The sequence below is a fragment of the Paenibacillus sp. LT-B23 genome, from assembly GCF_059417685.1.
Map to the genome: position 1 here is coordinate 269,347 of NZ_JBSQBM010000003.1, position 26,299 is coordinate 295,645.

The 26,299-nt window shown below is 47.4% G+C and carries 27 protein-coding genes; 26 read left to right on the forward strand and 1 reads right to left on the reverse strand.

All coding sequences use genetic code 11. The features are described from left to right. The first annotated feature begins 14 nt into the window (after positions 1-14). The 14 genes from ffh to ACWXW9_RS06170 all read left to right on the forward strand — a co-directional run bounded on the left by ffh (position 15) and on the right by ACWXW9_RS06170 (position 12,050). Positions 15-1,391: a signal recognition particle protein gene (ffh, locus tag ACWXW9_RS06105; RefSeq protein ID WP_494928711.1), complete on the forward strand. Its 1,377-nt coding sequence runs from the start codon at positions 15-17 to the stop codon at positions 1,389-1,391. A gap of 67 nt (positions 1,392-1,458) precedes the next feature. Next, entirely contained in the window at positions 1,459-1,731 is a 273-nt protein-coding gene (gene rpsP / locus ACWXW9_RS06110) for a 30S ribosomal protein S16 (protein WP_014281051.1), read from the forward strand. Positions 1,732-1,754: 23 nt separating this feature from the next. Beyond that, positions 1,755-1,985, forward strand: coding sequence for a KH domain-containing protein (locus ACWXW9_RS06115; RefSeq protein WP_013309863.1), 231 nt, complete (start codon positions 1,755-1,757; stop codon positions 1,983-1,985). A 97-nt stretch (positions 1,986-2,082) separates the two neighbouring features. After that, positions 2,083-2,598 carry a ribosome maturation factor RimM gene (gene rimM, locus ACWXW9_RS06120; protein ID WP_494928712.1) on the forward strand — a complete coding sequence of 172 codons (516 nt, stop codon included), beginning with the start codon at positions 2,083-2,085 and terminating at the stop codon, positions 2,596-2,598. Further along, positions 2,598-3,401, forward strand: coding sequence for a tRNA (guanosine(37)-N1)-methyltransferase TrmD (trmD, locus tag ACWXW9_RS06125; protein ID WP_494928713.1), 804 nt, complete (start codon positions 2,598-2,600; stop codon positions 3,399-3,401). Before rimM ends, trmD begins: the two co-directional genes overlap by 1 nt. A 246-nt stretch (positions 3,402-3,647) precedes the next feature. Continuing rightward, positions 3,648-3,992 carry a 50S ribosomal protein L19 gene (gene rplS / locus ACWXW9_RS06130; protein WP_010346403.1) on the forward strand — a complete coding sequence of 115 codons (345 nt, stop codon included), beginning with the start codon at positions 3,648-3,650 and terminating at the stop codon, positions 3,990-3,992. Between the two features lie 101 nt (positions 3,993-4,093). Next, positions 4,094-4,720, forward strand: a complete 627-nt coding sequence (lepB, locus tag ACWXW9_RS06135; protein WP_404519256.1) for a signal peptidase I — start codon at positions 4,094-4,096, stop codon at positions 4,718-4,720. An 87-nt stretch (positions 4,721-4,807) separates the two neighbouring features. Then, entirely contained in the window at positions 4,808-5,668 is an 861-nt protein-coding gene (ylqF, locus tag ACWXW9_RS06140; protein WP_494928714.1) for a ribosome biogenesis GTPase YlqF, read from the forward strand. A gap of 192 nt (positions 5,669-5,860) precedes the next feature. Next, entirely contained in the window at positions 5,861-6,529 is a 669-nt protein-coding gene (gene rnhB, locus ACWXW9_RS06145; protein ID WP_494928812.1) for a ribonuclease HII, read from the forward strand. 91 nt (positions 6,530-6,620) lie between these two features. After that, positions 6,621-8,762: a TP0910 N-terminal domain-containing protein gene (locus ACWXW9_RS06150; RefSeq protein ID WP_494928715.1), complete on the forward strand. Its 2,142-nt coding sequence runs from the start codon at positions 6,621-6,623 to the stop codon at positions 8,760-8,762. Further along, entirely contained in the window at positions 8,759-9,058 is a 300-nt protein-coding gene (locus ACWXW9_RS06155; RefSeq protein ID WP_134910176.1) for an EscU/YscU/HrcU family type III secretion system export apparatus switch protein, read from the forward strand. Before ACWXW9_RS06150 ends, ACWXW9_RS06155 begins: the two co-directional genes overlap by 4 nt. Continuing rightward, positions 9,058-9,429, forward strand: coding sequence for a YraN family protein (locus ACWXW9_RS06160; RefSeq protein ID WP_494928716.1), 372 nt, complete (start codon positions 9,058-9,060; stop codon positions 9,427-9,429). The genes ACWXW9_RS06155 and ACWXW9_RS06160 overlap by 1 nt, the downstream gene beginning before the upstream one ends. Before the next feature lie 155 nt (positions 9,430-9,584). Next, complete coding sequence (locus ACWXW9_RS06165) at positions 9,585-10,136, forward strand: nitroreductase family protein (RefSeq protein WP_014281061.1); 552 nt, start codon at positions 9,585-9,587, stop codon at positions 10,134-10,136. Between the two features lie 150 nt (positions 10,137-10,286). Continuing rightward, a complete protein-coding gene (locus tag ACWXW9_RS06170; protein ID WP_494928717.1) occupies positions 10,287-12,050 on the forward strand; it encodes a YifB family Mg chelatase-like AAA ATPase in 1,764 nt (587 codons plus the stop codon). A 264-nt stretch (positions 12,051-12,314) separates the two neighbouring features. Here the strand turns inward: ACWXW9_RS06170 and ACWXW9_RS06175 are convergent, their stop codons facing one another. After that, complete coding sequence (locus ACWXW9_RS06175; RefSeq protein WP_494928718.1) at positions 12,315-12,743, reverse strand: organic hydroperoxide resistance protein; 429 nt, start codon at positions 12,741-12,743, stop codon at positions 12,315-12,317. Between the two features lie 147 nt (positions 12,744-12,890). Here ACWXW9_RS06175 and ACWXW9_RS06180 point away from each other — a divergent pair, with 147 nt between their 5' ends. The 12 genes from ACWXW9_RS06180 (at position 12,891) to fliF (ending at position 26,292) form a co-directional block, all read left to right on the forward strand. Continuing rightward, complete coding sequence (locus tag ACWXW9_RS06180) at positions 12,891-13,361, forward strand: MarR family winged helix-turn-helix transcriptional regulator (RefSeq protein WP_494928719.1); 471 nt, start codon at positions 12,891-12,893, stop codon at positions 13,359-13,361. Positions 13,362-13,689: 328 nt separating this feature from the next. After that, positions 13,690-14,850 (forward strand): ADP-forming succinate--CoA ligase subunit beta, encoded by a 1,161-nt coding sequence (gene sucC / locus ACWXW9_RS06185; protein ID WP_494928720.1) that lies wholly within the window; start codon positions 13,690-13,692, stop codon positions 14,848-14,850. A 49-nt stretch (positions 14,851-14,899) separates the two neighbouring features. Then, positions 14,900-15,829, forward strand: coding sequence for a succinate--CoA ligase subunit alpha (gene sucD, locus ACWXW9_RS06190; RefSeq protein WP_025684916.1), 930 nt, complete (start codon positions 14,900-14,902; stop codon positions 15,827-15,829). A gap of 229 nt (positions 15,830-16,058) precedes the next feature. Next, on the forward strand, positions 16,059-17,177 hold the full coding sequence (dprA, locus tag ACWXW9_RS06195) for a DNA-processing protein DprA (RefSeq protein WP_494928721.1): 1,119 nt from the start codon (positions 16,059-16,061) through the stop codon (positions 17,175-17,177). Positions 17,178-17,565: 388 nt separating this feature from the next. Further along, positions 17,566-19,668, forward strand: coding sequence for a type I DNA topoisomerase (gene topA / locus ACWXW9_RS06200; protein WP_494928722.1), 2,103 nt, complete (start codon positions 17,566-17,568; stop codon positions 19,666-19,668). A gap of 27 nt (positions 19,669-19,695) precedes the next feature. Further along, positions 19,696-21,036, forward strand: a complete 1,341-nt coding sequence (gene trmFO, locus ACWXW9_RS06205; protein WP_494928723.1) for an FADH(2)-oxidizing methylenetetrahydrofolate--tRNA-(uracil(54)-C(5))-methyltransferase TrmFO — start codon at positions 19,696-19,698, stop codon at positions 21,034-21,036. 26 nt (positions 21,037-21,062) lie between these two features. Next, entirely contained in the window at positions 21,063-21,605 is a 543-nt protein-coding gene (gene hslV / locus ACWXW9_RS06210) for an ATP-dependent protease subunit HslV (protein WP_014281071.1), read from the forward strand. A 36-nt stretch (positions 21,606-21,641) separates the two neighbouring features. After that, a complete protein-coding gene (hslU, locus tag ACWXW9_RS06215) occupies positions 21,642-23,042 on the forward strand; it encodes an ATP-dependent protease ATPase subunit HslU (protein ID WP_494928724.1) in 1,401 nt (466 codons plus the stop codon). Positions 23,043-23,449: 407 nt separating this feature from the next. Beyond that, positions 23,450-23,857 carry a flagellar basal body rod protein FlgB gene (gene flgB / locus ACWXW9_RS06220; protein WP_134910154.1) on the forward strand — a complete coding sequence of 136 codons (408 nt, stop codon included), beginning with the start codon at positions 23,450-23,452 and terminating at the stop codon, positions 23,855-23,857. A 6-nt stretch (positions 23,858-23,863) separates the two neighbouring features. Then, positions 23,864-24,316, forward strand: a complete 453-nt coding sequence (gene flgC / locus ACWXW9_RS06225) for a flagellar basal body rod protein FlgC (protein ID WP_014281074.1) — start codon at positions 23,864-23,866, stop codon at positions 24,314-24,316. Positions 24,317-24,355: 39 nt separating this feature from the next. Next, positions 24,356-24,670, forward strand: coding sequence for a flagellar hook-basal body complex protein FliE (gene fliE, locus ACWXW9_RS06230; RefSeq protein ID WP_431089414.1), 315 nt, complete (start codon positions 24,356-24,358; stop codon positions 24,668-24,670). 35 nt (positions 24,671-24,705) lie between these two features. Beyond that, the gene (fliF, locus tag ACWXW9_RS06235) at positions 24,706-26,292 is read left to right on the forward strand and encodes a flagellar basal-body MS-ring/collar protein FliF (RefSeq protein ID WP_494928725.1); all 1,587 of its coding nucleotides are present in this window, start codon (positions 24,706-24,708) and stop codon (positions 26,290-26,292) included. Positions 26,293-26,299: the final 7 nt, after the last annotated feature.

The following is a 26,299-nucleotide window of genomic DNA, read 5'->3' on the forward strand; positions in this document are numbered from 1 at the left end:
GGAGGTGCGAAAATATGGCATTTGAAGGATTATCGACCCGCTTGCAAAATGTATTTAGTAAACTGCGCGGCAAAGGAAAAGTGTCTGAGGATGATGTAGCTCAGGCGATGCGCGAAGTACGATTAGCTTTGCTGGAGGCGGACGTTAACTTCAAGGTTGTAAAGGACTTTATTGCCAAGGTGAAGGAGAAATCCGTCGGCAAGGAAGTGATGGACAGCTTCACGCCAGGCATGGTAATCATCGACATCGTGAACAAGGAACTGACCGAGTTGATGGGCGGCAGTCAGGCCAAGCTTGCCAAAGCAAACAAACCGCCTACGGTCATTATGATGGTGGGTCTCCAGGGCGCAGGTAAGACGACGACGTCCGGTAAGCTGGCGAAGTTGCTGCAAAAGCAAAATCATCGCCCCTTGCTCGTAGCTGGTGATATATATAGACCGGCTGCGATCAAACAGTTACAGGTACTTGGCGAGCAGATCAACGCTCCTGTATTTACGCTCGGTGATCAGACAAGCCCGGTGGAAATTGCAAAACAGGGCTTACAGCATGCCAAGGATAACAGTAATGACTACGTTATTATAGATACTGCCGGTCGTCTTCATGTAGATGAAGAGCTTATGGAAGAGTTGCGCCAGATTCATGCGAATGTGAATCCTGACGAAGTTCTGTTGGTTGTTGACAGCATGACAGGTCAGGATGCGGTAAACGTTGCGGAGCACTTTAACACGAGCTTGGAGTTAACTGGGGTTGTACTGACGAAGCTGGACGGCGATACCCGCGGTGGTGCGGCCTTGTCGGTTAAGGCTGTGACTGGATGCCCGATCAAGTTTGCTACATTGGGTGAAAAGCTGGATGCAATGGAGCCGTTTCATCCGGAACGGATGGCTTCACGGATTTTGGGTATGGGCGACATGTTGTCCCTGATTGAAAAAGCGCAATCCAATATCGACGCCGATAAGGCGAAGGAAATGGAACGGAAAATGCGCAATGCTGAATTTACCTTCGAAGATTTTCTGGAGCAGATGGATCAAGTTAAAAAGCTTGGCCCGATCGACCAGATTCTCGATATGATTCCCGGCATGGGCAATATGAAGCAAATGAAAGATGTTAAAGTGGATGACAAGCAGATGGGCCGGATTGAGGCTATCGTTCATTCCATGACCACACAAGAAAAGCAAAACCCGGACATGATTAATCATAGCCGCCGCAAACGGATTGCTGTAGGCAGTGGAACATCACTGGCTGAGGTAAACCGCCTAATCAAGCAATTTGACGAAATGCGGCGCATGATGAAGCAGTTCTCAGACATGATGGGACCTAAGGGTGGCAAAAACAAAGCCCTGAAGCAGTTGAAGGGTATGGGTAAAGGTATGAAGTTTCCTTTCCGTTAAGGCCAATAGGCCGTTGGAATTATAGGATAACAATATACAGTCTACTTTTTGAAGGAGGTGAATTTTCGTGGCAGTTCGTATTCGTCTGAAACGTATGGGTGCACATAAAGCTCCTTTCTATCGCGTCGTGGTATCGGATTCCCGTTCCCCGCGTGACGGTCGTTTTATCGAAGAAATCGGTTATTACAACCCTATTACAGTACCAGCAGTTGTAAAAATTGATGAAGATAAAGCGTTGAAATGGTTGCAAGATGGTGCACAAGCATCCGATACAGTCCGCAACTTGCTTAGCAAAGCGGGCGTAATGAAAAAGTTTCATGAGCTTAAACAACAGAAATAAGGTGCTGATGCGGAGGGTCAACCATGGAAGAATTAGTGATAATCATTGCTAAGGCTTTAGTCGATCATCCGGAAGATGTAACCGTGAAGACCTTGGAGAAGGATCGGCTTGTCGTATATGAGCTTAGCGTGCATCCTGAGGATGTAGGTAAAATCATTGGCAAGCAGGGTCGTATCGCCAAAGCGCTTCGCACTGTGGTTGCATCAGCAGCCGTTAAGATGGATAAACGGGTTACCGTAGACATCATATCTTAAAGATATACGAAAGTGGGTTAGGATGTATGTCCTAACCCTTTTTCGTACATGATGAAGATGATATGGAGCGGGACCGATTACATGCAGGAGGAACACGATGCAGCAATTGTTTAATGTCGGGAAAATTGTGAATACACATGGAATCCGCGGCGAGCTTAAAATATTAACGACGACTGATTTCCCGGAGGATCGTTTTGCCAAAGGCAGTGAGTTGTTGATCATTCCTGCGGATGGTAAAGCGCCGATCCCTGTAACTATTGAAACAGCACGTTTTCAAAAAAATATGGTTGTAGCCAAATTCAAGGAATATCATAACATCAATGATGTTGAAAAGTATAAAGGCAGCTTATTGAAAGTGTCCGCTGAACGGCTAGGCAAACTAGAGGAAAATGAGTTTTATTTTCATGAAGTTGTTGGCTTGGAAGTAGTGACAGAAGATGGAGAAAAGCTTGGTGTGGTGAAGGAGATTTTGACACCAGGAGCTAACGATGTATGGGTAGTCACAATGCCCGATGGCAAGGAACTGCTGGTGCCGTATATAGAAGGTGTCATTTTGGATGTAAACGTGCCTGAAAAACGGGTTACGGTACGGTTGATGGAAGGACTACTGTAATGCGGGTGGATGTGCTGACCCTGTTTCCCGAAATGTTTGACGGTGTATTTAATGCAAGCATTCTGGGAAAAGCAAGGGAGAAGGGAATCATATCACTGCAAGCGGTTAATTTTCGCCAATATGCCGGGAACAAGCATGGTCAAGTGGATGATACACCCTATGGTGGCGGGGGCGGGATGGTATTGAAGCCTGACCCGATTTTCACTGCGGTGGAGGCGTTATTGGATGAATCAGAGCGTCCAACCATATCAGGGAACACAGACGAAGTTGTTCAAGGTAGAGAGGCCAGGTCGAGTGCAGGTTTGAAAGCACCGCGTATTATTTTGATGTGTCCCCAAGGTGTGACTTTTACGCAAAAGAAAGCGGAGGAGTTTGCTAAAGAGGACCATCTTATTTTTATATGCGGGCATTATGAGGGCTATGATGAGCGTATTCGCGAGCATTTAGTGACGGATGAGCTTTCTATTGGAGATTATGTGTTGACTGGTGGGGAACTGCCCGCCATGGTCGTTATAGATAGTGTGGCACGGTTGTTGCCTGGAGTGCTGGGTAATGAAACGAGTGCAGTAACGGACTCTTTCAGTACAGGTCTGCTGGAGTACCCGCATTATACCAGACCAGCTGAGTTTCGGGGCTGGAAGGTGCCTGAGGTGCTGTTGTCAGGACATCACGTTAATATTGATGCATGGAGACGGCAGGAGGCACTGCGTCGTACGATGGAACGTCGACCGGATCTGCTGGAGCAGGCTGAATTGACAAGCAAGGAACGGGTATGGATAGAGGAACAGGGCAAGATGGATTGATCATGGGAAGAGTGTATTAAAGCGCTGTAGCAATGAGGGGATTTGAAAGCAGGTGCTAACCTGTTTTATAATGTAATTAATTAAATATAATGTTTGGTCAAATCCCTTTTTCTTGTTGCAATGCGGTATCCTCCATGATACAATACATCTGTTGTGTGTAATACGGTGGTCCTCTGTGGATGATGAAGGAAACGGATGTGTTTCCAGAAGATGCATGAACACCTGTACGGAAGGAGGGAGTCATAGATGAATATCGTCCAAGCGATCACTGAAGAACAACTGCGTAAAGATTTGCCTAACTTTCGTCCCGGTGACACTTTGAAAGTGCACGTGAAAGTTATTGAGGGAACTCGTGAGCGTATCCAGTTGTTTGAAGGTGTTGTAATTAAACGCCGTGGTGGCGGAATCAGTGAGACTTTTACAGTTCGTAAAATTTCTTACGGTGTAGGTGTGGAAAGAACTTTCCCGCTTCATTCCCCGAAAATCGATAAAATCGACGTGGCTCGCCGTGGTAAAGTGCGTCGTGCGAAGCTTTATTATCTTCGTGAACTGCGCGGTAAAGCAGCGAGAATTAAAGAAATTCGTCGTTAATACAACGAATAACGAAAGGGGCTTGATTACAAGCTCCTTTCGTTTTTTCTACGTACATAGGGAACTGTGGATTATTGACCGTAAAGAGAGGACAGTGAGCTATGGAGCAAGAAGTAGGACAAGGAGCTATACAGCAGCCGACCGATCAGGATGGTACGCCCAAGCGTAAACCGAAAAATGAGATTTTTGAGTGGATCAAGGCCATCGTTATCGCGTTAGTGTTGGTCTTTTTAATCCGTTGGTTTCTTTTTAAGCCGTTTATTGTGGATGGCCCGTCGATGCAGCCTAACTTTCATACCGGTGAACGTGTCATTGTAAATGAAATTTTGTATGATTTCCGTTCCCCAAAACCGGGAGAGGTAATCGTGTTTCATGTACCGGATGAAGGAAGAGATTTCATTAAGCGCGTCATTGCCGTTGAGGGCGATACGGTTAAGGTAGAAGGTGACACGATTACGGTGAATGGTAAACCTATTCAGGAGCCTTACTTGAAAACTCCGTTGGAGGAAGCGCATCAAAATGGTGAGCTTTACAACAAGTTTACAAATTTCCCGAATGAAAATTTTAAGGATGGTAAAGTTCCGGCAGGGCATATTTTTGTTATGGGGGATAACCGTTCCAACAGTACAGACAGTCGGATGATTGGATATATTGATTTGAAAGAAGTCGTCGGCCGTGCTGATGTTATTTTCTGGCCGGTGAAGGATATGAAGTGGATTAACCACTAGAACAACTAATATGCAGCATAGCTGCCGTAATCCTGACGCATAACACTATGGAAAACGTTAGGAGTTACGATCAATGAGGTGATGACGGTGACGATACAATGGTTTCCTGGTCATATGACCAAAGCGCGCCGCCAAATTGAAGCAAAATTAAAGCTGATTGATTTAGTAATTGAGTTGATTGATGCTCGATTGCCGCTTTCCAGCCGAAATCCAATGATTGATGATATTTTGCAGGGCAAGCCGCGAATGATTATTTTAAATAAGGCAGATTTGGCGGACCCGGTAGTATCACAGCAGTGGATTGCCTACTTTAAGGAGCAAGGGAATATCGCATTTCAGGTGGATGCTACAACAGGCACAGGAATGAAAGAAATTCCTGTTCAGGCCAAGTTGCTGCTTAAGGAAAAGATAGATCGGCAGATTTCTAAAGGTATGAATCCTCGTCCTATGCGTGCTTTGATTGTTGGTATACCGAATGTCGGTAAATCGACCCTGATCAACCGTATGGCAGGACGTAGCATTGCAGCTACGGGCGATCGTCCTGGGGTGACGAAGGCACAGCAATGGATCAAGATTGGTGAAATTGAGCTGCTGGATACACCGGGTATTTTGTGGCCCAAATTTGAGGATCAGAATGTTGGTTATCGTCTGGCGGTTACAGGCGCGATCAAGGAAGAGATTTTGAATGTTGAGGATATCGCTTTTTTCGCGACAAGATATTTGGTTCAATATTACTGGGATGAGCTGGCAGCGCGCTTTGAGCTGACTGAACGTCCCGAGGATACGGAAAATGCCGATGAAATTGTCAGTGTCATGGAAGCGATTGGACGTAAACGCGGCTGTATTGTCAGCGGTGGACGTGTAGATCTCGAAAAGTCGTCAAAAATCATTTTACGAGAGCTGCGTGCAGGTAAGCTGGGACGTTTTAGTTTGGAAGCTCCTTACTGATTCTGCCAGATGTACCGGATACACAACATAGCATAGTGTGGCAAGGAAGAACCTTCCCCATCTCTCCGGAGAGAGGAAGGTTTTTTGGTATGTGAAGGCAGGTTAACGAAAAGGGTTTTGGGATGGACAGGTCTGTGTTAAGCTGAATAAAATTGTGCAGAACTATGGCGTGAATTAAGCGCCAAACTACATATAGATAGGCGGGTATGGAGTATGGAAGAAAAAGTGGTAGCGGTAACGGACATGCTGCGCTATGAAAAAGAGTGCTGGGAGCAATCCTATGAGCGCATCGTTGGTATTGATGAGGTAGGCCGAGGGTGTTTGTTCGGGGATGTTGTGGCAGCGGCCGTCATTTTGCCGAATGGTGAGCTGCTGGAGGGCGTGGATGATTCCAAAAAGTTGACGGACAAGAAGAGGGAAACCTACTATGAGCTGATTATGGAGAAGGCCATTGCCGTAGGAGTCGGGTATGTGGACGCACGAACGATTGATGCCATCAATATTAAACAGGCTGCTCGTTTGGCGATGAAGCAGGCAGTTGAGGCATTACAGGTATCTCCTGATTATTTGCTTGTAGATGCAGAAAAGGTGGATTTGCCTATTCCCCAGCTCTCTATTATTAAAGGAGATGCGAACAGCCAGTCTATTGCTGCGGCTTCTATCATTGCCAAGGTAACCCGTGATCGACTGTGCAAAGGTGAATGGGATGCAAAGTACCCAGAATATGGGATTGGCATACATAAAGGTTACGCTACCAAGCTACACAGGGAACAAATTTTGGCGCTGGGACCTACAGCGATGCATAGACGCAGCTTTCTTGGGAATTTGTTGATCGAGCAACCGACGTTGTTTGACCTGTAAATACTTATTATGAGTCGGGACTGTGCCGATATAATGTATACCCAATAAAATAGAGCCCTTGAACATAGGGCATAAAGAGAGGAGGGACCCTATGAATATCGGTTCTGTATTTCGAGGATTACTTGGTGATGCGAAGGCGGGAGAGACTAAAAAGCTCGATATGCAGCCAGGTCAGGTCGTTCGGGGCGTCGTATTAAAGGTGTCTGAGGACGGCGGTGAAGCTGTACTGCAAATTCAAGGTTCCCAGGTCAGGGCCAAGCTGGAAACCCCTCTTCAACCTGGACAGTCCACATTACTTCAGGTTCAGCCGGCTTCGCCCAGTGGAATGACTGTGCTTAAGCCTTTGAACGATGCAGCCAACACAGGACAGCAGACTGTAGCGTTGGCAGATGTACTGGATTCGGTGGGGCTACCGGATACAGCGCAGAACAGAGAACTGATACAGGCGATGCAAAAGAATGGTGTACCGTTGACATCGGAAAATGCGGCTTCTTTACGGGACGCTTTGGCGAAGCAGCCGGGAAAAGTACAAATGGAGACGTTTGTACAGGCAGCAGCGGTTGCCTTTCAACGTGGATTGCCATTGACGGCGGAAAGTATAAACGGTTTGCGACAGGCGATGTTTGGCCCTCCTTTAAATGATCTTTTGTCTTCGCTGGAGCAGGAGCTTGAAGCAGTATTCAAGCAGCAAGGACAAGGAGCATCTGCTGACCGTATGGCGGGAGAAGCAACAGCGGTAAAGGGGGCTGACCGAATGTCCCCTGCTCCATCAGGCTCTTCTTCATCTGTTGTTGCAGATGCACCAGAAGGCCAAGTTCCTGTATTGTCCAAAGATGCCGCTGCTGTTGCTACAAAGCAGGCAGAAGTGGTACAGGCAGCAGGAGGCAAGGAGACGCTGAAAGGGACTCAGGCGGCAAATCTTGCTGCTATGGTGGGTGAAGCGGGCGCTTCAGCGACAGACACGGATGCTCCGACTGGAACTGCTGCACCTGTAGCTAAAGGTGCGGTCTCTGGGGAAGCAACGGTAGCTAACGGGCGTGGAGCCATAGCCACAGACATGGTGGCGGACTCTGGTGTAAATGCGCCTGAATCGGGTGCTAATGCACTGAGGGCTTCACGAGCCGGAGCGGAGCAGCCGCAAGCTGCCACGGCGGGTACACAACAGCCCAAGGGCGCCGAAGGCACTCCTACTGCGGCAACGGCAGAGCCTGCCGGGGCGAAGCCCGCTGCAAACGCTGCTACGGCCGACCGCACCGCCGCGCAGCTGGCTGGCGGCTCTGTTCCGCAGGCCGCTGCGGGCAACGCGGCCACGCCGGAGGCGCCTCTCCAGCGGCTGCGTACGCTGCTGCAAGAGCTGCGCGCGGCGGTGCCGTCCGCGCTGGGCACGGCTGCGCCGGAACAGCCCGCAGCAGAAGCGCCGCAGCCTACGGCTGGCTCTCTGCGGGCTACGGATGCCGCTGCTGCGCAGCCAGCGGCGTCCGTAGTGTCCAGCACGCAGCTCACCCCCACGGAGGACCCGTGGGTGGGCCGCGTGCTGAAGCTGCTCGGTGCAGAGCACGAGCAGCAGGTACACCGCGTGGCTGCACAGACCGCGCAGGGAACGGCGGCGGCCCGTATGGAGCCGCCGGAAGGAACGCAGCCGCTGCCGGGATTAGCGGCTGCGGCGGGCGGTACGGTGTCAGCGGACGCCGACACCGTAAAGGGAGCGCTGCTCCAGTTGATGGGCAGCGATGACCTGCCGCCTGCCCTGAAAGAGGCGGCGCAGCAGGTCGTGCAGCACCTGACGGGTCAGCAGTTGCTGCTGAATACGGACCGTACGGCCCCTTTTGCACAGGTACACATGTTTATTCCGTTTGTCGGACCAGATGGTCGTGAAACAGCTACGATCCAGATTCAGTCTCGACGCGGTAAACGCGGGGAGCTGGATGCATCCAACTGCCGACTTTGGTTTGATTTGGACATGAAGGCGCTCGGGCCAACATTGGTGGATGTGCAAGTCGTGGACCGGATAGTGAGCCTCAAGCTCCATAACGATCAGGATTGGGCTGCTTCGCTGTTGACCAGCGGGCGTGAATCCATTCATACGGCGCTGGAATCGCTAGGCTATCAGCTTTTATCCCTGCGCACCGAACCGATGCCGGTAAGGACTGGACAGGAGAGCAAAGGTCTGGTCTCTTCGGAGGTACAAAGCTATGTGCCTCAGCCGTATAAAGGAGTCGATCTTAAAATATGAAAGAGCCGTTAGAGGCTCCTTCTCCTTCTAGGAAGAAGGCTGTCGCCCTTAAATATACGCCCGGTGAGAGCGAAGCCCCTATCGTCGTTGCCAAAGGCAGTGGTCGTATTGCGGATAGCATTTTAGAAAAAGCCAAAGAGCACGGCGTTCCCGTTCAAGAGGATGCCGCACTGGTTGAGGTATTGTCCAAGCTTGACTTGGATGAACAAATTCCTGCTGAGCTATATCAATTGGTGGCAGAGGTGCTCACCTATATATATCAAATGGATAAGCTTGCTCCAAGGGATGACACCTGATGAGGACCGGAGGTAAGGATCAACGAAAAGCCAAAGGAGCTTTGGGTGAACAGGCAGCGGCTTCGTTTTTGGAAAATCTGGGGTATCGTATCATAGAGCGTAACTGGCGATGTCGTAGCGGAGAAATGGATCTGATTGTCGCGCAGCATGATATTCTCGTGTTTATTGAAGTACGCAGCCGAAGTAGCTCCAATTATGGAACGCCCGCAGAATCAATCACTGCACGTAAAATAACCCAGGTTCGCCAGACAGCCGCTGTTTATTTGCATATGAACGGAATTGAGGATGTTCCAATCCGTTTTGATATGATTTCTGTACGATTGATTGAGGAAACCGCAGTCGTCACGGAGCACATAATTGAGGCATTTTAAAAGAGTGGTAAACTTTTTTGAAGGCTCATTTCGAATTTTATATGCACAGGTTGACAGGAAGGAATGCTAAAGGTATATTTTATTGAGAATGGTTATCATTTTGATTTTTAGTTATAGTGAACATTCACGAGCTATTCCTACAAAGGAGGATATACGTGACAGAGCATACCTTTAGTGAACATGTCATAGATGTAATTCAGGAACGACGGACCATTAAACGGTTCAAATCCGACCCCATTCCAGTAGATACCATTAAAGAACTGCTGGATGTTGCTGTGTGGGCCCCCAATCATAAAATGCGCGAGCCATGGCGTTTTCTCTTGTTTGCCGGTGACGGCCGGAAAAAACTTGCTGAAGCTATTGAAGCCGATATTGGCAAGGATAACAAGTTCGAAAGCGGCATTTTGCACAATCCGATTCAGCTTTTAGTTGTGTTGGAGGAAGATCCGCGTCAGGCAGTTTGGGATGAGGACTTTGCAGCGGTTAGTGCCCTTGTACAAAACTTTATGCTTGCCGCATGGAGTAAAGGAATCGGAACGTTTTGGGTCACAAAGCCTTTTCTTTATTCACCGAAATTCCGCAAGCATTTGGGAATTCAGCCTGGTGAGAAGATCATCGGCATGGTGTATGCGGGTTATCCTGAAGTCATTCCAGAACCAAGACCACGTATTCCAGCAGCGGATAAGCTAACCCTGTTTGACAAATAATCTTTTGTCGAATAACCTTGATTAGACAGCTTTATGAATTAAAAATGTAACATGATATTTGCAGCGGATGAAAATTTGGAAGCACCTTTTTTCATATATGCAATGCTCCCGTGGGAGACATTTCAGTATGAGGAGAGGTGTTTTTTTGTTATGTATGGAAAACTACATGGAGCTTGTCTTTATGGAATAGACGGTGTTCTGATTGAAGTTGAGACTGATTTGTCTAATGGGTTGCCTCAAACTGCAATCATCGGATTGCCGGATTCGGCCATTCGAGAGGCTGTGGAGCGCGTAAGAGCAGCGATCAAAAACTGCGGTTTCAAATATCCGTCACAGCGTGTAACCATAAATTTGGCTCCTGCTGATTTACGTAAGGAAGGCTCATCCTTTGACCTTGCTATCGCTTTGGGACTGCTGACAACCAGCGGACAAGTCGTTTTACCTGCGGGGGAATGGACGCTATTTATCGGTGAACTAGCGTTGGACGGCAGTATTCGCCCCGTGAACGGGGTATTGTCTATGGTTGATTTGGCCAAGCGAGAAGGATTTCATTCGGTGCTGCTTCCCGAGGAAAATGCAGGTGAAGCACGCCTGATCACGGGTATACGTATTTACGCTGTTCGTCATCTAATGGATCTCATTCCAGCAAAAGATCATGGACAATACGCTATTGAAGGCCAATCAAAAGATCGGAATTCTAACTACTTACCTGATCCAATGGATGGTGGGGGAACTAATCAAACAGGTAATCAAATAATTAATCAAGATATTAAGCAAGCTATGGATCCAGCTCCTAAGCCAATCCCGAATGAAGCTGAACATTATGCCCAAGACAAACGTATTAATGCTAGACAGCAGATCATTATCCATGCTTATGACCATTTGCCTCAGGCAGATCAAATACCTATGGGTGAGGTCAAAGAGATAATTGACGCTATGGAGGATTACAGCGATGTATTAGGTCAGCTACACGCTAAACGAGCGTTGGTTATCGCTGCTGCCGGGATGCACAATATTGTCCTTATCGGGCCTCCAGGTGCCGGAAAAACGATGCTTATCCGCAGGCTGCCATCCATTCTGCCGCCCTTGACCGGAAAAGAGGCACTGGAGGTTACCAAAATATATAGCGCCGCCGGGAAGTGGAAGGAGTCATCGCCTCATTTAATGAACATTCGCCCCTTCCGTTCACCTCATCATACGATTTCTGCTGCTGGACTGGTGGGAGGAGGCGGCATTCCCAAGCCGGGAGAAATTAGCCTTGCACATCGGGGGATTTTATTTCTGGATGAGTTGCCTGAGTTTAGTCGTCATGTGCTAGAGGTGCTGAGGCAGCCGTTGGAAGATCGCAATGTGACAATTAGCCGTTCACGTGCAGTTTTTAAGTACCCGGCACATTTTTTACTTGCAGCTTCTATGAACCCGTGTCACTGCGGCTTTTTCGGAAGTGATACGCAACATCAGCGGTGTACCTGTTCACCTGCTGCGGTAGCTCGCTATCGTTCGCGTATTTCTGGTCCATTACTGGACCGGATCGATCTTCAGCTTGAGGTATCGCAACCGAAGGACTGGCGTGAGGAAAAGGAGTCACTGTCGTCCGCTGAAATGCGAAGACAGGTACTAGCTGCTCAAGAGATACAAATCCATAGATACAGCAAGCTTCCTTTTTCATGGAATAGCGAACTATCCGGTCAAATGCTCCGTAAATATGCGGTGTTAGAACATAACGCGGCAGAGCTTCTTGATCAGACGATGGATGCACTCGGTTTAAGCATGCGTGCGTATGATCGAATTCTCAAACTGTCACGCACCATTGCAGACTTGAATCAATCAGAGAAGATCACCGTGTCACATGTAGCTGAAGCCATTCAATATCGGAATATGGACAGAGCACATGCCAGTTTTTCAGAAGAATAAAACAGCATAGGAATAACGATATGTCCATTTTTTTTATGTAAGACAAAAAAAGCTCCAGACGCAAAGTTCTGGAGAAGAAAAAAAGATTATGACAATGTGATTATACAATAAGTATATCAATTTCGTATATACGATTATGCATCATCTGCCATGTTACTTGATGGAAGAAAAACCAGCTGTCAATCCTTTGTTGTGAAGGTGTAGCTGAAAGTATACAAATCCTCCGAACCAGAAACAGCTCGGAGGATTTTTTTATAATTCGGATTAGAGCACGTTCAGTTTCACTTCGATATTATCGCGGGTAGCGCGGGAGTAAGGACACTGCTCATGTGCGCCTTCTACTAATTTTACCGCTGTTTCATGGTCAACGCCTTTCACCAGAACATCAAGGTTCACTCCGATTCCGAAGCCGCCGTCTTCAACTTTACCGAAATTGACCGTTGCTGTTACTTCGGTACCTTCATGTTTAATACGCTGCATGCGGGCAACCATATTCAAAGCACTGTCAAAACACGCTGAATAGCCTGCTGCAAACAATTGCTCCGGATTCGTACCCGTGCCGCCTGCACCGCCCATTTCTTTTGGTGTATCAATATTTAGACGAAGTTCAGGGGAAGAAGACTCGACATAACCATTACGTCCTCCAACCGCTTTCACTGTGGTTTCATACATTTTTTGTTGAATGGTCATCATAATCCAATCACTGCCTCTCGTTCAATTTATATTTTACACAATTTAATTTATCAAAATAATTATCTTTTGTAAAGTATTTTGTGCAATTATCATGTTTTTTGTTATATAATGTGCTAAAATAAGGACGAAAGCAGGTGATCTGACAGCATGGACAACAATCATAATGAAGGTGCAACATTAAAACTTGATAATCAATTATGCTTTGCCATATATGCGTGCTCCAGAGAGATTACGAAGCTATACCAGCCTTATCTGGAAAAGCTCGGTGTGACATACTCACAGTATTTGGTGCTCATCGTGCTGTGGGAGCGCGAGGAATGTACAGTGAAGGAATTAGGCGAGGCGTTGTATCTGGACTCAGGGACACTAACCCCGTTATTGAAAAGATTGCAGAATGCCGGACTCATTGACCGGAAGCGTTCGACTCAGGATGAACGTAAGGTGCTGATTTCTTTGACTCCAGAAGGAAATGCATTGCGGGAAAAAGCACTATCTGTACCGGGATGTATTCAGGAAAAAACAAGCATGACCCACGATCAATTCGACTCGCTCCTGTTTCAGTTCAATGATCTGCTGGATCGAGTTCATGAAGCGAATGTGCAGGTTGAAAAATCATAATCGGTATTTCCGGCTACTTTACGAATCTCTTGTTATGTAGCCGCCCGTAGCTGGATGAAGGAATGCCCCAATGAACTAAAGTACCTCTCATACGGATTTAATAAATCCTGAACTTGAAGAGGTACTTTTTTTTGTATTCTATTAAAATGAATATCCATTAATATCCAAACATTCGATTTTGGGAATGATAATGATATCAAAATACTGTAATTCATAAGGTTAAATTATAAGGAAAGCGTTTTAAAAACATGTTACAATGATGTAGGTTTAGTATAGATTTCCTTGTGAACCGCCCTTGTTGCAGTCATGTTGATAGGAGGATTCCAGAATGAATATCCATGAATATCAGGGTAAAGAAGTATTGAAGCAGTACGGAGTGGCTGTACCGAACGGTAAGGTTGCCTATACGGTGGAGGAAGCCGTTGCTGTAGCAGAATCGCTTGGAAGCGCTGTTACGGTGGTAAAGGCGCAAATTCATGCCGGTGGACGTGGTAAAGCGGGCGGTGTGAAGGTGGCCAAAAGCTTGGATGAAGTGCGTACTTATGCTTCTGAAATTTTGGGTAAGGTGCTGGTGACACACCAGACCGGGCCTGAAGGCAAAGAGGTTAAACGCCTTTTGGTAGAGGAAGGCTGCGATATTCGTAAAGAGTATTACGTCGGTGTTGTCGTGGATCGTGCGACCGGACGTGTCGTGATCATGGCCTCGGAAGAAGGCGGTACGGAAATCGAAGAGGTAGCTGCGGCTACTCCGGAGAAAATTTTTAAAGCGGTTGTTGATCCGGCGATTGGACTTCAGGTATATCAGGCGCGCAAGCTGGCGTATGACATTAACATCCCGAATGAGCTGGTGAACAAGGCGGTTAAGTTCATGCAGGCGCTCTACGAAGCTTTTGTGGACAAGGATTGTTCGATTGCAGAGATCAATCCGTTGGTCGTCACAGGTGACGGGAATGTGCTGGCGTTGGATGCCAAACTGAATTTCGACTCTAATGCGCTGTTCCGCCACAAGGATATTTTGGAGCTGCGTGATTTGGACGAAGAGGATGAGAAAGAAATCGAAGCTTCCAAATACGATCTGAGCTACATCGCATTGGACGGAAATATTGGATGTATGGTCAACGGCGCAGGTCTTGCCATGGCGACGATGGACATTATCAAATATTACGGCGGAGATCCGGCCAACTTCCTTGACGTAGGGGGCGGTGCGACGACGGAAAAGGTAACCGAAGCGTTCAAAATCATTTTGTCCGATCCGAAGGTAGAAGGCATTTTTGTGAACATTTTCGGCGGAATTATGCAGTGTGACATCATTGCGAACGGTGTGGTGGAGGCTGCCAAGCAATTGGGGCTGACCCGTCCGCTTGTTGTCCGTCTCGAAGGTACGAATGTCGAGTTGGGTAAACAGATTTTGGCGGAATCCGGTTTGAATATCGTGGCGGCTGATTCCATGGCGGATGGTGCCCAGAAAATCGTCGAACTTGTTCAATAGCCTGTTTGCATTCCGATATGCCGAATAAACGATAGGGGATGTGAAGATCGTGAGTATTTTGGTCGATAAGCATACAAAGGTGATTACACAGGGGATTACGGGAAAAACGGCGTTATTCCACGCCAAGGGTGCGCTTGATTATGGCACACAGATGGTAGGAGGCACCTCTCCAGGCAAGGGCGGCACCGAGGTGGAAATTACGCTGGAGAACGGACAACAGGTCAAGTTGCCTGTGTTTAATACGGTGAGCGAAGCGAAGGCTGCTACAGGCGCGACAGCGAGTGTTATTTATGTGCCGCCTGCTTTTGCTGCGGATTCCATTTTGGAGGCTGTAGATGCAGAGTTAGACCTCGTCATTTGTATAACCGAGGGTATTCCGGTGCTTGATATGATTAAGGTCAAACGCTTTATGGAAGGTAAAAAGACCGTTCTGATCGGTCCTAACTGTCCAGGCGTAATTACACCGGGAGAGTGCAAAATTGGCATCATGCCGGGTTACATTCATCTACCGGGTCATGTAGGTGTTGTGTCACGTAGCGGAACGCTGACCTATGAAGCGGTGCATCAACTGACTACCCGGGGCATCGGACAATCCTCCGCGGTTGGTATCGGCGGTGATCCAGTTAAAGGCTCGGAATTTATTGATATTTTGCAGCGCTTCAATGAAGATCCTAACACGCATGCTGTCATTCTGATCGGAGAAATCGGCGGTACGGCCGAGGAGGAAGCTGCCGAGTGGATTCGAGACAATATGACGAAACCGGTAGTCGGTTTTATCGGCGGTGTGACTGCGCCTCCAGGCAAACGGATGGGGCATGCAGGTGCCATCATTTCCGGCGGAAAAGGAACAGCCAAGGAAAAAATCGCTACGCTTGAAGCCTGTGGTATCAAGGTGGCACCGACTCCTTCGGAGATGGGCTCGACGCTGGTCAGTGTGCTGGAAGCACGTGGTATTTTGAATTTGTGTACGACACATTAAATCGTGTTTCTTCATTAATATACAAGCTGTAAAATGGCATCGAAATTTGCCGCCTGCTAGTGTATAATGAAAGAAAGGTAAGCAACCTTTTTGTCTTCTGAAACAGGGGATGAAAAGGTTGCTTTTTTTTGCGTTGGGACAAGCTTATCAGGGAAACGCTTGCAAAATGATACGCTGTGCCACAAAATAAGGGAGGGTTCACTCTTCCCGTGAATGGGGGAACCGCAGTTTGGAAGAAAGATGGCTTTTGCTGGGTTTGCATGAATTAGAGGGTATCGGTAGAAAAACAATTCAGCGTATTTGGTCGAGTGACTACCGATTGCATGAACTACTGCATTTTAGCGAGCAGAAATGGATTGAGGTAGGATTAAGTCCTGCTCAGGCCCGCGTAGCGGTGCAACGTTACGACGAAGATTGGGTACATGAAAGATATCGGCGGGTTCAATCCGGCGATATCGGAGTGATAACTTATGTGGATGAAGATTATCCCCTATTAATGAAGGAAACGGTAGACTCGCCTTGGGTATTGTATACGAAAGGGGACATTTCACTTCTGCATACATGCTCTGTAGCTATGGTGGGGACCCGCATTCCTACGGCTTATGGACGCAGAGTGGCCGAAATGCTGACAGAGGGATTGTGTGATGCGGGCATTACTGTAGTCAGTGGATTGGCGAGAGGGATCGACAGTATTTGCCACGAAGCTGCCCTGCGCCGGGGAGGCAATACGATAGGGGTTCTTGGAACGGCGATTGATCAAATTTACCCGCCCCAAAATGCATCTTTATTTGCAGAAATGGCGAGCAAAGGCTTGATTGTATCGGAATATCCACCAGGTACCAGATCGCATCCGGGAATGTTTCCGCAGCGTAACCGGATCATTGCTGGTCTGACACAGGGAACCGTTGTGGTGGAAGCAGATGTGAGAAGCGGTTCCCTAATTACAGCCGATGCTGCGTTGGAGGCGGATCGAGATGTGTTCGCCGTTCCGGGGCCGATTACATCACCGAAGAGTAGAGGTACGTTAAGCCTGATTAAGCAAGGGGCTAAAACGGTCACCGAAGCTTCGGATATTGTAGAGGAGTACGTAGCCGATTTGCGTATAAGGGATGTTTCTTCATACAATAGAGAGCAGGGTCTGGATGTGAATGGGGTCTCCAAAGCACCAGCGAGTGAGACACCCGAGGAAAAGCGTGTCGTGCTTTTGCTGGAGCAAGGAACCATGACACTGGATGAACTGCTTGAAGCAACTGCATGGGATTTTGGACTTTTACACTCAGTTCTGTTATCGTTAATCATAAAAAAAAGGATCGCCCAGCTTACGGGTACAAAATACAAACTTATTTAATAGTTAATTTTGCAAATCCTTAATGTAGTCATTGTACAAATTCAATATTAAACATCCGGGGATGAGAGTTTAGATATTTATCCGCACAGCGGATTCCTGCTCCCTCCCCGCTTCCTGAAATGTGTTGAATTTATAGCTCGTACTAGCGAAGCGTTGGATTTGAATCTGAAAAAGCGACAGCGTTCGCCTGATAGCATTCCAAAGGAAAGCTCGCATCGGAAGCATTAGCTTAGTGGGATTACCTCTGGATGTCTTATATAATCCGAAGAATTCTGTTACAACAGCGATTGTAAGATCAAATCCATCGCGTAGCTTCTCTACGGACTATAGCTCACCACGTTTCAGGAAGTCTATCCTAATTGTACGTAATTGAGAGGAGGAAGAGCCTATGGCGGATTCACTCGTCATCGTGGAATCGCCTTCCAAGGCGAAGACGATCGGCAAATACTTGGGCAGTAAATATATCGTCAAGGCTTCCATGGGTCATATCAGGGATTTGCCAAAGAGTCAGATCGGCGTAGAGGTCGAAAATGATTTTAATCCCAAATATATTACCATTCGAGGTAAAGGCTCGATTTTGAAAGAATTAAAGGATGCCAGAAAAAAAGTAAAAAAAGTATACCTAGCGGCTGACCCGGATCGCGAAGGCGAAGCTATCGCTTGGCATTTGGCGCATGCGCTGGATCTGGACGATACAGCAGACTGCCGCGTTGTATTTAATGAGATCACTAAGCAGGCGGTTAAGGATGCATTTAAAACACCACGCAAAATCAATATGGATTTGGTCAATGCCCAACAGGCACGGCGGATCCTTGATCGGCTTGTCGGCTACAAAATCAGTCCATTGCTTTGGAAAAAGGTAAAGAAGGGCTTGTCCGCAGGGCGCGTGCAGTCGGTTGCCGTGAAAATTATCCTGGACCGTGAAAACGAGATTAATGAGTTTGTACCGGAAGAGTATTGGACAATCACAGCTAAACTGGCGATTAAGGACAGTACCTTTGAGGCGAAATTCCATCAGCTTCGTGGCGAAAAGAAAGAGCTCTCCAGCGAAGCGAATGTACAAGAAGTGCTGGAGGCTATCGGCAAGTCGTCTTATAAGGTTCGTGATGTGAAAGAGAAAGAGCGTTTGCGCAATCCTTCTCCACCATTCACGACTAGCTCCTTGCAGCAAGAGGCGGCTCGGAAACTCAACTTCCGTGCATCCAAAACGATGTCCGTAGCCCAGCAGTTGTATGAGGGTGTGGACTTGGGCAAAGAAGGAACCGTGGGTCTGATTACGTATATGCGTACGGATTCCACACGAATAGCCGTTTCGGCCCAAGAGGAAGCGAAGGAATTCATTATTCAGAAATATGGCGAAGATTTTGTACCTGAAAGTCCTCGTCAATATTCCAAAAAAGCGGCCAACGCCCAGGATGCGCATGAAGCGATTCGTCCAACCTCCGCGTTGCGTGACCCGGAAACGGTTAAGCCGTTTATGAGCCGGGATCAGTTCCGTTTGTACAAACTGGTATGGGAGCGTTTTATGGCCAGCCAGATGGCTTCCGCTATTATGGATACCTTGTCTGTTGATATTGAAGCGGGTGAGACTATATTCCGGGCAGCCGGCTCGAAGGTTCGTTTTCCAGGCTTCATGAAAGTGTATGTGGAGGGGAATGACGATGGCAAAACCGAAGAAGATAAGCTGCTGCCGCCGCTTAAACCGGGCGACAAGCTGAAAAAGGAATCGGTTGAGCCGAAGCAGCATTTCACGCAACCGCCTCCCCGTTATACAGAGGCACGACTGGTGAAAACGCTGGAAGAACTGGGTATCGGACGTCCGAGTACGTATGCACCGACACTGGAAACTATTCAGAAGCGTGGCTATGTCGCCATTGAAGAGAAGAAGTTCTTCCCTACAGAGCTGGGAGAACTGGTCATCGAGCAGATGGAGGAATTCTTTCCTGAAATTCTGAACGTGGAATTCACGGCCAATATGGAAGGTGATCTTGACCACGTAGAAGAAGGCGAAGGAGACTGGGTCAAGGTCTTGAGTGACTTTTACGAGTCGTTTGAGAAGCGTCTGGAAGTGGCAGAGGAAGAAATGAAGGAAATTGAGATAAAGGATGAAGAATCCGATGTCATTTGTGACAAATGTGGCAGCCCGATGGTGTATAAGCTTGGCCGCTTTGGTAAATTTCTGGCCTGCTCGGCATTCCCGGATTGCCGTAATACGAAGCCGATTGTCAAGGATATCGGAATAAATTGTCCTACATGTGGTGAGGGCCATGTTGTGGAACGGCGGAGTAAAAAAGGTCGCATCTTTTATGGATGTGACCGTTATCCGGAGTGCGATTTTGTATCCTGGGATAAACCGTCCATTAAGCCTTGTCCAAGTTGTGGTGGCCTAATGGTCGAGAAACGTACCAAACAAGGAACGAAGCTCAACTGTACCGTCTGCGATCACAGTGAAATGTTGGAAGATAGCGACGAGGGTGTAGAGACTTCATAAGAACAACAATAGCAGGGGGATTTAAACGTGAGTGAACTACAAAAGGTAACAGTCATCGGAGCAGGTTTGGCGGGCAGCGAAGCTGCCTGGCAGATCGCAAGCCGTGGTGTGCCTGTCCAGCTATATGAAATGAGACCGGTTGTTAAGACACCGGCGCATCATACAGATAAATTTGCCGAGCTGGTGTGCAGCAATTCTTTACGGGCAAATGGTTTGACCAACGCGGTAGGTGTGCTTAAAGAAGAAATGAGGATATTAAACTCCTTGATTTTGAATGCCGCAGATCGTCATGCTGTTCCGGCAGGTGGTGCGCTGGCGGTGGATCGTGATGGATTTTCCGGACATATTACAGATACCCTTCATCAACATCCGCTTATTGAGGTGGTCAATGAGGAGCTTCAGGAAATTCCCCAGGATGGGATTGTGGTCATTGCTACCGGGCCTTTAACTTCTCCGGCTTTGTCGGAGCAGATTAAATCGCTGATGGGAGAAGAATATTTTTACTTTTACGATGCAGCGGCCCCGATTGTGGAGAAGGACTCTATCGACATGAGTAAGGTTTATCTGGCTTCCCGCTACGATAAGGGAGAAGCAGCCTACTTGAACTGTCCGATGAATGAAGCGGAATTTGATGCTTTTTATGAGGCGCTGATTACGGCTGAGGTGGCACAAGTTAAGGAATTCGAAAAGGAAATTTATTTCGAAGGCTGTATGCCCATTGAAGTGATGATGCAGCGTGGTAAGCAGACGGCATTGTTCGGGCCGATGAAACCAGTCGGTCTCGTGAATCCACATACAGGAGAGCTGCCATATGCCGTTGTACAGCTTCGACAGGATAATGCGGCGGGTACATTGTACAATCTGGTTGGCTTCCAGACTCATCTGAAATGGGGAGAGCAAAAGCGCGTATTTTCCATGATACCGGGTCTGGAGAATGCAGAGTTTGTACGTTATGGTGTGATGCATCGCAACACCTTTATTAACTCTCCACAGCAGCTTCATCCGACCTATCAGTTCAAAGGCAGAAGTAATTTGTTCTTTGCCGGACAAATGACTGGAGTGGAGGGGTACGTAGAATCTGCGGCCTCGGGTTTGCTGGCGGGGATGAATGCAGCGCGTGTGGCGCGTGGACAAGAAATGTTTGTATTCCCTGCGGAAACGACACTGGGCAGCATGGCCCGTTACATCACAACCGCTGATTTCAAGCATTTTCAGCCGATGAATGCGAACTTTGGTCTGCTGCCAAAGCTGGAGACGCGTATCCGCAACAAGAAGGAAAAGAACGAAGCGCTTGCTAACCGTGCGTTGGAAAGCTTGCGTGGTTATATTAACGAAGCGGAAGTTATGTCAGCCGAAGTACAGACATAAGGATGAAGGAAAAGGAGGAGCGCGTTATGGATATGTCCTTTCATGCTACCACCATCTGTGCTGTACGCCACAATGGCAAGGGAGCTATTGCGGGTGATGGTCAGGTAACGTTCGGTAACAGTGTCGTCATGAAGCAGACGGCGAAAAAAGTACGCAGATTATACCGTGGTCAGGTGGTTGCAGGTTTTGCGGGTTCAGTGGCGGATGCCATCACATTGTTTGAAAAGTTTGAAAACAAGCTGGAGGAACATCACGGCAATCTTCAGCGGGCCGCGGTGGAACTGGCTAAGGATTGGCGGCAGGACCGTATCCTGCGTAAGCTGGAGGCTTTGATGATTGTTATGGATCAATCCGGAATGCTACTCATTTCCGGGGGTGGTGAAATTATCGAGCCGGACGATGATGTGCTTGCGATCGGCTCAGGCGGTAATTTTGCATTGGCGGCGGCGCGTGCATTCAAGCGTCATGGCTCCGGCATGGAGGCAAAGGATATGGCCCGGGAAGCGCTGGAGGTTGCGTCGGAGATATGCGTGTATACGAACAATCAGATTATCGTGGAAGAACTGTAAATCGGCTCTGAGTATCCAAGGGTGGAGGAGTGCAAAATGAATAATCAATCGTTGACGCCCAGACAAGTTGTATCCGAGCTGGATAAATATATTGTCGGACAGAAGCAGGCTAAAAAATCCGTTGCCGTTGCCTTGCGCAACCGTTATCGGCGCAGCAAGCTGCCGGACGATATCCGGGATGAAATTGTGCCCAAAAATATTTTGATGATCGGTCCGACGGGCGTGGGTAAAACCGAAATTGCACGCAGACTGGCCCGGCTCGTGGGAGCTCCTTTTGTTAAGGTAGAGGCGACTAAATTTACAGAAGTGGGTTATGTCGGCCGGGATGTGGAATCTATGGTACGTGACTTGATGGAAACCTCGATTCGCATCGTTAAAGCAGAGCGGACGGAGAATGTGAAGGACAAAGCCGAGGACATGGCGAATGAACGGATTGTCAGCATTCTTGTACCTGCGGAGAAATCGAATAAATCCCAACGTAATCCCTTTGAAATGCTGTTTGGCAATAACACCGGGAATTCGCCAGAGGAAGAACCCCCGCAACAGGACGCATCCTTGGCTGAGAAACGGCGTAAGGCTAAATTCGATCTGTTGTCCGGCAAGCTTGAGGATGAAGTTATTGAGATTGATGTGGAGGATACCGCACCCAATATGCTGGATATGTTTGCTGGGCAGGGAAATGAGCAAATGGGCATGAACATGCAGGAAATGTTCGGAAGCTTTCTGCCAAAGCGAACCAAAAAGCGCAAGTTGCCGGTGAAGGAAGCCCGCAAGGTGCTAATTCAGGATGAGGCTGCCAAGCTGATCGACATGGATGATGTCATTCAGGAGTCCGTGAAGCGTGCTGAACAATCCGGTATCATTTTTATAGATGAAATCGACAAGATTGCCAGCCAGGGTAAGGGCAGTGGTCCTGATGTGTCTAGAGAAGGTGTCCAGCGCGATATTTTGCCTATTGTCGAGGGTTCTACCATTATGACTAAATACGGCCCGGTAAGGACAGATTATATTCTGTTTATCGCCGCTGGAGCTTTTCATGTTGCTAAGCCTTCTGATCTGATCCCTGAGTTGCAGGGACGTTTTCCAATCCGTGTTGAACTGAGCAGTCTCACATTGGATGAATTTGTATCCATTTTGACAGAGCCCAAAAATGCGCTGACCAAGCAATACACGGATTTGCTTCGTACCGAAGAGATTGAAGTAGAATTTTCGGCAGAAGCTATCCGTGAAATTGCCAGCATTGCCGAGTCTGTAAACCGGAACACGGAAAATATCGGTGCGCGCCGCTTGCATACCATTTTGGAGAAGTTGCTGGAGGATTTGTCCTTCGAGGCTCCGGAGCTTACTTTGGACCGTATGATCATTACCCCGGAATATGTTCGGGAGAAGCTGGGTGATATTGCCCAAAACAGGGACCTTAGTCAGTATATTTTATGAGTGGGAGCTTTTAAAATAGGATGCGTTGTCTAGAATAACACTATCTTGCACCGTCATATAGACCTAGATGAACCTCCCTTTGATGATTTTTCTGTCTATTCCAAAAGTAGGACGTATATTCTTTTACAGGTGCAAAGTGCTAAGAAAACATTCATTTTATTGAAAAAAACCTGAAAAATTTAACATTTTATGCATCGAAAGCCCTCTTTTTTAAAAAAGATAGGGCTTTTTTCTTATTGTAATTAGGTCCCAACTCTACGAAACTTAGAATATATGACACAAAGCAATTATTTTCTACTTAAGACCTAAGAGAAATGTATAATTATGAAATTTAATTGTCGAAAAAAAGTGAAAAATCTTGTTTTATTGAATCTTACTTTGGAGTAGACGCTGGAAGGAGGAGCTAAATGAATCTGCTGGGTGATATGAGCTTCCAAAAACTTCAGGCAGGTGTTCAGGCGGCAAATACGAGACAACGTGTGATGGCCAACAACATTTCCAATGAGGATACCCCGTATTTTAAGCGTTCAGAGGTCTCATTTGAAGAATTGCTTCAGCAGCAAATGGGTGGCGACGTGACACCATTACGTGGAAAAGTAACCAATGCGAAACATTTTCAAATAGGACCTGCGAACTCCATTCCAGATGCTGTGGTTACCAAAGATGGGTATTCTGTCATGAACAACAATATGAATAACGTGGATATCGACAGAGAAATGAGCCTTATGGCTGAGAATCAACTAAGATATAATACCTACATCCAAGAAATTATTGAGCGCATCAAAATGATGAGAACAGCGGTAGAAGGGAGATAGGACCAGGTGAAGATTAACAACGGCTTTGATATCAGCGCATCTGCTCTTACGGCCCAAAGGTTGCGGATGGATGTCATATCAAGCAACATTGCCAACGCAGAGACAACACGGGCAAAAGTGGAGAATGGACAAGCGGTTCCATATCGGAGAAAAACGGTTGTTTTGGAGCCTAACCAATCTCGGTTTGCCGATGTTTTGCAGGCTCAAATGGAAGGAAATGGCACGGGCGCCGCTGGCGTCAAGGTTTCGCAAATACAGGAAGATCAGTCACCTTTGAAGCCTGTGTACAATCCGGGTCACCCGGATGCTGATAAAGATGGCTATGTATATATGCCTAATGTAGACATTATGAAAGAAATGGTAGACATGATTTCCGCAACACGCTCTTACGAAGCCAATGTAACAGCTCTGAATGCATCCAAGGCAATGGTTTCCAAGGCACTTGAAATCGGTCGCTAAGTTCCAGGACTACTAACTACAGAATAGGGAGAGTAAAACATGATCCAGAACGCCATGTTTAATGTACAGACACCGGTAATACAGCAAATTCAATCGCCTAACAATGAGTTGACGAAATCGACGCCTTCCGAATCCTTGAAGGATTTTGGTTCGTTCCTAAAGGATGCGCTCAATGAAGTAGGGCAGCAGGAAGCCGCTACACACACGATGTCCGACCAGTTCATGGCAGGAAAAGTTGATGTTGATCAGGTCTTGATTACTTCCCAACAAGCGCTGCTTTCTCTGCAGCTTACTACTCAAGTCCGAAACAAAGCGATTGAAGCCTATCAGGAGATCATGCGTACACAGATGTAAAGAGGGTCTAGCAAAGTTTCGGATGGGGTGACGGAGTGAACGAGAGAATCGCCCAATATCGGGATAAGATTTCCGGGTATTGGAATAATTTCAGCAAAAAACAGAAGATATTACTTGTTTCGACATTGGCATTCATTATCATTGCTATTGTAGTACTAACGATGCAGTTTACCAAAACCGAGTATGAAGTGGCATTCCGAGATTTAAATACAAACGATGCTGCCGGGGTCATTAAATATCTCGATTCTGCGGGTATACCGTATCAACTCAATGCTGGAGGGACGCAAATTGCAGTTCCAACCGCAAGCGCGGATAAGGCAAAGGTAGATGTTGGGTCTCAGGGCCTAATTCAGAAGGGTTCAATCGGCATGAGTGCCTTTGACCAGTCCTCCTCGGCAATTGGCATGACAGAGAACGAATTCAATGTGAAGTACAATAACGCATTGAACGGCGAAGTGCAGCAACTGTTGGAACGGATGGATGGCGTCCAAAGCGCCAAAGTTGTCATTAATATGCCGAAGGAAAACATTTTTGCCGGACTTGAAGAAAAGGACAAAGCATCTGCTTCGATTCAAATGGAATTCGAACCTGGCTTTACGCCGAATCAGCAAGCCATCGACGGATACTTTAATCTGGTAAAGACGGCTGTGCCGAATTTGCCTGTAGAAAACATTACGATCACCAATAAGGAGTATGAACTGATTCCAACGGCCAAGGGCGGCCAGGGAGGTCTCTCCAGCGGTGTTCAGGAAAACATGGCTCTCCAGAAGAAGTTTGAGAGCGATGTAAGGAATAATGTCCAACAATTTTTGTCGAAAATTGTTGGCGAAGACAAAGTGAATGTGCTGGTTATGTCACAGTTAAATTTCGACAAAGTAACGTCGAAAGAACAACTGGTCACACCGGTTGATCAAACGAAAATGAAGGGCATTGAAATCAGCGCCCAGCAAATTCAGGAAAGCTACACTGGCAGTAGTGGACAAACCGGAGGAGTCGCAGGCACAGGAACACAGGATGTACCTGGTTACCCTGGAGGAAGCAATTCGGGCAACACAAGCTCAGACAAGAGCTCAAGCACAATTAACTACGAAGTTAACCGAATTGCGAAGGATATTATCCAAAGTCCGTACACTGTAAAAGATTTAACCATTAATGTAGCAGTTGAACCACCAACGGGGCAACAAACTTTGGATGCTGCAACTCAGGCCGCAATCCAAAACATCTTGGTTAATATCGTAAGAGCTTCATTAGCGAATTCCGGCGTTACTATTACAGACGCTGATTTAGCCAAAAAAGTTTCAGTGTTCTCTCAAACCGTACCGGCGCCAGCGAACACCAACACGTTTTTCTCGGCTTCCAACCCTTGGGTATGGGGCATCGGGGCTGCTGTACTGGCACTGTTGGCAGGTGTAATCTTCCTGATTGTACGCGGTCGTCGTAAGCAGCAAGAAGAAGAACTGGAAGAAGATCTGCAGCTTATGCCAACCCCGACGGAGTTCCCGTCCATTACCATGGAAAGTGTGACAAATGAAAGTCAAGTGCGTAAACAGCTTGAGAGTCTGGCGAAAAAGAAACCCGACGAATTCGTCAATCTGCTTCGTACATGGCTGGCTGACGAATAGAGGTGAG